General features: G+C 72.2%; 4 protein-coding genes. All 4 read left to right on the forward strand.

What is annotated here, in order from left to right:
• The first annotated feature begins 59 nt into the window (after positions 1-59).
• The 4 genes from ARC20_RS00595 (at position 60) to ARC20_RS00610 (ending at position 5,993) form a co-directional block, all read left to right on the forward strand.
• Positions 60-2,684, forward strand: a complete 2,625-nt coding sequence (locus ARC20_RS00595; protein ID WP_057642771.1) for a DUF2339 domain-containing protein — start codon at positions 60-62, stop codon at positions 2,682-2,684.
• On the forward strand, positions 2,681-4,057 hold the full coding sequence (locus ARC20_RS00600; RefSeq protein ID WP_057642765.1) for a DUF3999 domain-containing protein: 1,377 nt from the start codon (positions 2,681-2,683) through the stop codon (positions 4,055-4,057). Before ARC20_RS00595 ends, ARC20_RS00600 begins: the two co-directional genes overlap by 4 nt.
• A 116-nt stretch (positions 4,058-4,173) precedes the next feature.
• The gene (locus tag ARC20_RS00605) at positions 4,174-5,349 is read left to right on the forward strand and encodes a phosphoglycerate kinase (RefSeq protein ID WP_057642768.1); all 1,176 of its coding nucleotides are present in this window, start codon (positions 4,174-4,176) and stop codon (positions 5,347-5,349) included.
• Positions 5,346-5,993 carry an HAD family hydrolase gene (locus ARC20_RS00610; RefSeq protein WP_338062949.1) on the forward strand — a complete coding sequence of 216 codons (648 nt, stop codon included), beginning with the start codon at positions 5,346-5,348 and terminating at the stop codon, positions 5,991-5,993. Before ARC20_RS00605 ends, ARC20_RS00610 begins: the two co-directional genes overlap by 4 nt.
• Positions 5,994-6,226: the final 233 nt, after the last annotated feature.

Here is a 6,226-nt window from a genome sequence, read left to right on the forward strand (position 1 = left end):
CCGTGGACGGCGCCGCCGGGACCCCGGCGGCGCCGTCCACGGATCAGGAGCAGGACGCTTTGGAATCGATCATCGTGCTGGTGGTACTGGCGATCCTCGCCATTCCCGTATTGCTGCTGGTGTTGTGGCTGTCCGTGGGCAGGTTGCGCGGCCGCGTGGATACGCTGGAACGCGAGCTTGCCGCGCTGCGTGCCCGGCCCGCGGCCGCCGCGCCCGCCGCCCCGGCGGCGCCCGCCGTGTTCGAGCGCCCGCCACCGGCCGCCGCCCCGATCGAACGCGCGCCACCGCCGCCGCTGCCGTACGCCCCGCCTTCGCCCTGGGGCGCCACCGCCGCCGAACCCATCGCGCCGCCGCCGCGCTCGCCGTTCCCGAGCGGCCCCGGCCCGCTGGAACGTTTCGTCGAAGCCGCCAAGCGCTGGTTCACCGAAGGCAACGTACCGGTCAAGGTCGGCATGCTGGTGCTGCTGGCCGGTGTCGGCGCGCTGCTCAAGTACGCCAGCGACCAGGGCTGGCTGCGCCTGCCGGTCGAACTGCGCCTGGCCGGCATCGCCGCCGCGGCGCTCGGCGGGTTGGTGTTCGGCTGGCGCCAGCGCCTGGACAAGCCGAGCTTCGGGCTCGCGCTGCAGGGCGGGTCGATCGGCGTGCTGCTGCTGGTGGTGTTCGCCGCGTTCAAGCTGTACGGGTCGATCAACGCCCCTGCCGCGTTCGCGTTGAGCGTGCTGCTGGTGGCCAGCATGTGCGTGCTGGCCGTGTTGCAGGAATCGCGCACGCTGGCGGTGCTCGGCACGCTGGCCGGCTTCCTCGCGCCGCTGTGGCTGTCCACGGGCAGCGGGAACCATGTCGCGCTGTTCTCGTACTACGCGCTGGTGAATGCCGGCGTGTTCACCATCGCGTGGTGGCGCCCGTGGCGGGTGCTCAACCTGCTGGGTTTCGCCTTCACCTTCGGCATCGGCACGCTGTGGGGCGTGTTGAGCTACAAGCCCACGCAGTTCAACACCACCGAGCCGTTCCTGCTGCTGTTCTTCGCGTTCTACCTGCTGATCCCGGTGTTGTACGCGCGCCGCGAAGGCAGTACGCGCTGGGTGGACGGCAGCCTGGTGTTCGGCACGCCGCTGGTGGCGTTCGCGCTGCAGGCCGGCTTGCTGCAGGGCGAGCGCTGGCCGCTGGCCGGCTGCGCGCTGGCGGCCGCGGCGATCTACGTGCTGCTGGCGATGTTCTGCCTGCGCGAGGAACGCACCCGCCTGCTCGGGCAGGCGCATGCGGTCCTGGCGGTGGGTTTCGCCACGCTGGCGGTGCCGCTGGCGTTGTCGGCGCATGCCACCGCCGGCGTGTTCGCGCTGGAAGGCGCGGGGCTGGTGTGGCTGGGCCTGCGCCAGGAACGCCGGTTGCCGCAGTTCGCCGGCGTCGGCCTGCAGCTGGCGGCGATGGTGGCGTTCGCCGTGGCCATGCCGGTGACCGGCGAAGCGCTGCGGGCCATCGCCAATCCGAATTTCATGAGCGGGCTGCTGATCGCCATCGCCGGTTTCGCCATCGCCTGGAGTTGGCGCGCGCATCGGTTGTCCGCGCCGGCGGTGGTGGCGTACGGGTGGGCGCTGGTGTGGTGGACAGGCGTGGCCGGGAACGAGATCCAGCGCTTCGTCGCCGCCGATGCGCGCGCGCATGTGGCGCTGGTGCTGGCCGGCTTCACCGGTTGGCTGGCCGCCGAGGTGCATCGCCGACGTCCGGCGGCCGCGCTGGCGGCGACCACCGCGGCGGCGTTCGTGATCGGCATGCCGCTGGCGCTGGCGCAGACCGGGCTGGACCGCCCGCCGCTGGCCGGCCACGGCGCGTGGGCCTGGCCACTGTTCGCGCTGCTCGGCGTGCGCGCGCTGTGGTGCCTGCGCGCGGCGCCGGATAGCCGCTTCGCCGCGGCCGCGCAGTTCGCCTGGTGGCTGCTGTGGGCGTGCGTGGCGACGCTGTGCCTGCGCTGGCTGGGCCTGCACTACACGCTGGCCGGCGGCTGGCTGCTCGCGCTCGGTGCCGCGCCATGGCTGGTGCTGATGGCCGTGGCGCTGCTGCGCGGCGAATGGCTGTCGCGGCCGCTGGGCGAGGCGTTCGCGCCGTGGTTGCCAGCGATGCGCGCCGTGGCCGCGGCGGTGGTGGCGGCGATCTGGCTGGCCTCGCTCGCCGCGCCGCTCTCCGCGCACCCGCTGCCGTGGCTGCCGGTCCTCAACCCGGGCGAGCTCACCCAGCTCGCCGCGCTGGCGCTGCTGGTGCACGCGCTGTGGCGCCACGCGCCGGACGCGCTGGGGACGCGCCGCGTGCCGGTGGCCGCGCTCGCCGCGCTGCTGTGGGTCACCGTGGCGACGCTGCGCAGCGTGCACCACTGGGCCGGGCTGCCGTGGGGGCCGTCGCTGCTGTCGGCCGGCGAAAGCCAGACCAGCCTGACCGTGGTGTGGAGCGTGCTGGGCGTGGCCGGCTGGATTGCCGGCTCGCGACGCCAGCAGCGCGCCCTGTGGCTGGCCGGCGCGATGTTGATGGCGCTGGTGCTGGCCAAGCTGGTGCTCATCGACCGCCAGCACCTGGGCAACCTGCTTGGCATCGGTTCCTTCATTGCCTACGGGCTACTGTGCACGCTGGTCGGCTATTTCGCGCCGGCGCCGCCCCGGGCGCCGACGCCGCCGCAGCAGGAGGAGATGGCATGAGGCGTGTGGTGTGCGGCATCGTGTGCGGGCTGATGTGGGTGCCGGCGCTCGCGCTGGCGGCGGTGGCGAACCAGCCTTCGGAGTACGTGCGGCAGTGGCCGTTGCAGCTGGAGAACCCGCAGGCCGGCGCGTACCGCGTGCCGCTGAGCGAGGCGGTGTACCGCACCGCGCATTCGCCCACGCTCGCCGACGTGCAGCCGTTCAACGCACAGGGCCAGCCGCTGCCGGCCGCTTTGGCCGAAGTGGATGCCGCCGTCCCCGCCGCCGAACTGCAGGCGCTGCCGCTGTTCGCGCTGCCCGCCGGGGGCGTGGCGCGGCCGGGTGATCTGGAGCTGATCGCCGAACGCGACGCCGACGGCCGCATCCGCCGCCTGCAGGCGCGTGATGCGGGCACCACGAGCGCGTCCGACCCCACGCCGCGCGCGTGGCTGCTCGACGCCACCGGCCTGCACGCGCCGATGCGCGCGCTGCGCCTGGAGTGGGAAGCCGGCGCCGCGCCGGTGCAGGCCGAATTGCGCGTGGAGGGCAGCGAGGACCTGCGCGACTGGTACCTGCTCGACCCGCACGCCGCCGTGGTGGATCTCGGCAACGGCGCCCAGCGCCTGCAGCAGCGCCGCATCCTGCTCGACAGCCATGCGCGCTACCTGCGCGTGCAGCTGCTCTCCGGCAGCCTGCCGCCGTTGCGCCAGGTGAGCGCGGAAGTGCCCGGCCCGCTGCGGCCCGATGCCACGCGCTGGCTGGGCCTGGAGGGCGAGCCGCAGGAACGCGGCTATGTCTACACGCTGCCGGGACGGTTCCCGGTGGGGCAGGTCGATGTCGAAGCCACGGACAACCAGGCCACGCGCTGGATCGTGCAGAGCCGCGACAGAGAGGACGCCCCATGGGTGCAGCGCGCCGGCCCGTGGCTGGCGTTCCAGCTCGGCAGCGGCGCCACCGCGCAGCGCTCGGCGCCGCAGGCCCTGGCCGTCCCGAGCCGCGACCGATACTGGCGGTTGATCCCCGACAGCGGCGAAGCCGCCGCGATGCCCAAGCTGCGCGTGGGCTATCGGCCCGAAACGCTGGTGTTCATCGCCCAGGGCGCCACGCCATACACGCTGGCGGCGGGCAGTGCCCGCGTGCAGCGCGCCGACGCGCCGCTCTCGCAACTTGTCGCCACGTTGCGCCGCGCGCGTGGGCCGGAGTGGCAACCGGCGCGCGCCACGCTCTCTGGCGATGCGCAGGCGCTGGCCGGCGACGCCGCGCTGGAGCCGCCGGCCAAGCCGATCGACTGGAAGACCTGGCTGCTGTGGGCGCTGCTGGTCGGTGGCGCGTTGCTGGTGGCCGGTTTCGCGGTGACGCTGCTGCGCGGGCGCAACACCACGCCCGCGGCCTGAGTGCGCCGCGGTTTGCCCGATCCGGCGCGACGCCGGACAATGGCCGTCCGTTTTCCCGCGCCATGCCGTGATGCGGCGTGCGCGCTTTCCCCTTCCAGACCCTGCGAGTTGCGAACATGTCCATCGTCCGAATGACCGACCTCGACCTCACCGGCAAGCGCGTGCTGATCCGCCAGGATCTCAACGTGCCGATCGAGGAGGGCCGCATCACGTCCGAGCAGCGCATCCTCGCCTCGGTGCCGACGCTGAAGCTGGCGCTGGAGAAGGGCGCGGCGGTGATGGTCACCTCGCACCTGGGCCGTCCGAAGGAAGGCACCTGGACCGAAGAAGATTCGCTGGCGCCGGTGGCGCAGCGCCTGGCCGAACTGCTCAACATCGACGTGCCGCTGGTGCGCGATTGGGTGGACGGCGTGGACGTGAAGCCGGGCCAGCTGGTGCTGCTGGAGAACTGCCGCATGAATGTCGGCGAGGGCAAGGATGACGAGGCCCTGTCGAAGAAGTACGCCGCCCTGTGCGACGTGTTCGTGATGGACGCCTTCGGCACCGCGCATCGCGCGCAGGCCTCCACGCATGGCGTGATCCGCTTCGCCCCGGTCGCCGCCGGTGGCCCGCTGCTGATGGCCGAACTCGATGCGCTGGCCAAGGCGCTCGCGCATCCGGCGCGTCCGCTGCTGGCGATCGTGGCGGGCAGCAAGGTCTCCACCAAGCTGGAGCTGCTGACCAGCCTGGTGGACAAGGTGGACCAGCTGATCGTCGGCGGCGGCATCGCCAACACCTTCATCGCCGCGGCGGGTTACAGCGTCGGCAAGTCGCTGTGCGAGCCGGACCTGATCGACACCGCGAACAAGATCGTCGCCGCCGCCAAGGCACGCGGTGCCGACATCCCGCTGCCGACCGACGTCGTCGTCGCCAAGCAGTTCATGCCCGACGCCGAAGCCACGGTGAAGGCCGTTGATGCGGTGGCCGAGGACGACCTGATCCTGGACATCGGCCCGGACACCGCTGCGCGTTACGCCGCGCTGATCGGCAAGTCCGGCACGGTGGTGTGGAACGGCCCGGTGGGCGTGTTCGAATTCGAAGCCTTCAGCCGCGGCACCGAGACCCTGGCCAAGGCGATTGCCGCCTCGCCGGCGTTCTCCATCGCCGGCGGTGGCGACACCCTGGCCGCGGTGGACAAGTACGGCATCGCCGACCAGGTGGGCTACATCTCCACCGGCGGCGGCGCGTTCCTGGAATTCCTCGAAGGCAAGACCCTGCCGGCGGTGGCTGCCCTGGAAGCGCGCGGCCAGTGAGCGCGCGGCCGGCCACGCTGTTCTTCGACATGGACGGCACGCTGATCGATTCCGAGCCCGGGATCGTCGGCGGCATCGTGCATACGTTCGACCGGCTGGGGCAGATGCTGCCTTCGATGGACCAGCTGCGTGGCTGGATCGGCCCGCCGCTGCGCGATAGCTTCCACGAGCGCTTCAGCGGTGACGAGGCGATGGTCGAACAGGCGCTCGCGCTGTACCGCGAGCGCTACGACCGCGTCGGCTGGACCGAGCACAGCGTGTTCCCGGGCATCGCCGAGGTGATCCCGGCCTTGCAGGCGGCGGGCCATCGCATGGCGGTGGTGACCTCGAAGAACGAACGTTTCGCGCGCCGCATCGTCGAGCACCTGCCGTTCGGCGGGTGTTTCGAGGAAGTGGTGGGCGCCAGCGACGACGGTGCCCGCCGCTTCAAGCCCGACCTGGTGGCCGAAGCCCTGCGCCGCACCCACCTTGCGCCAGCCGACTGCATCATGATCGGCGACCGCCGCATGGACATCGAAGGCGCGCGTGCCCACGGCCTGCGCAGCATCGGCGTGCTGTGGGGCTTCGGCGACGAAGCCGAACTGACCCGCGCCGGCGCCGACATACTCGCCAAAGACCCCGCAGACCTGCCCAAGCTCGTCTGAATCGCGCACGTCGATCCGCCAAGGCGGATCGATCACGCCATTGACCGCACTTCGATCCGGCAGCGATGAACTGTCGGGTCGGCAGCGCCATGCGCGCAGGAGAGGCGTGCTCTTCGATCCGGCGGCGATGAACTGTCGGGTCGGTGGGGCCATGCCCTTTCCGGGACCGTTGGCGACATGGATGTCGCCGACGAGCCCCCAGGGATGGGTTCACGGCGTGTCCCGGAAAGGGC

Source organism: Stenotrophomonas panacihumi (assembly GCF_001431645.1).
GTDB classification, from domain to species: domain Bacteria; phylum Pseudomonadota; class Gammaproteobacteria; order Xanthomonadales; family Xanthomonadaceae; genus Stenotrophomonas_A; species Stenotrophomonas_A panacihumi.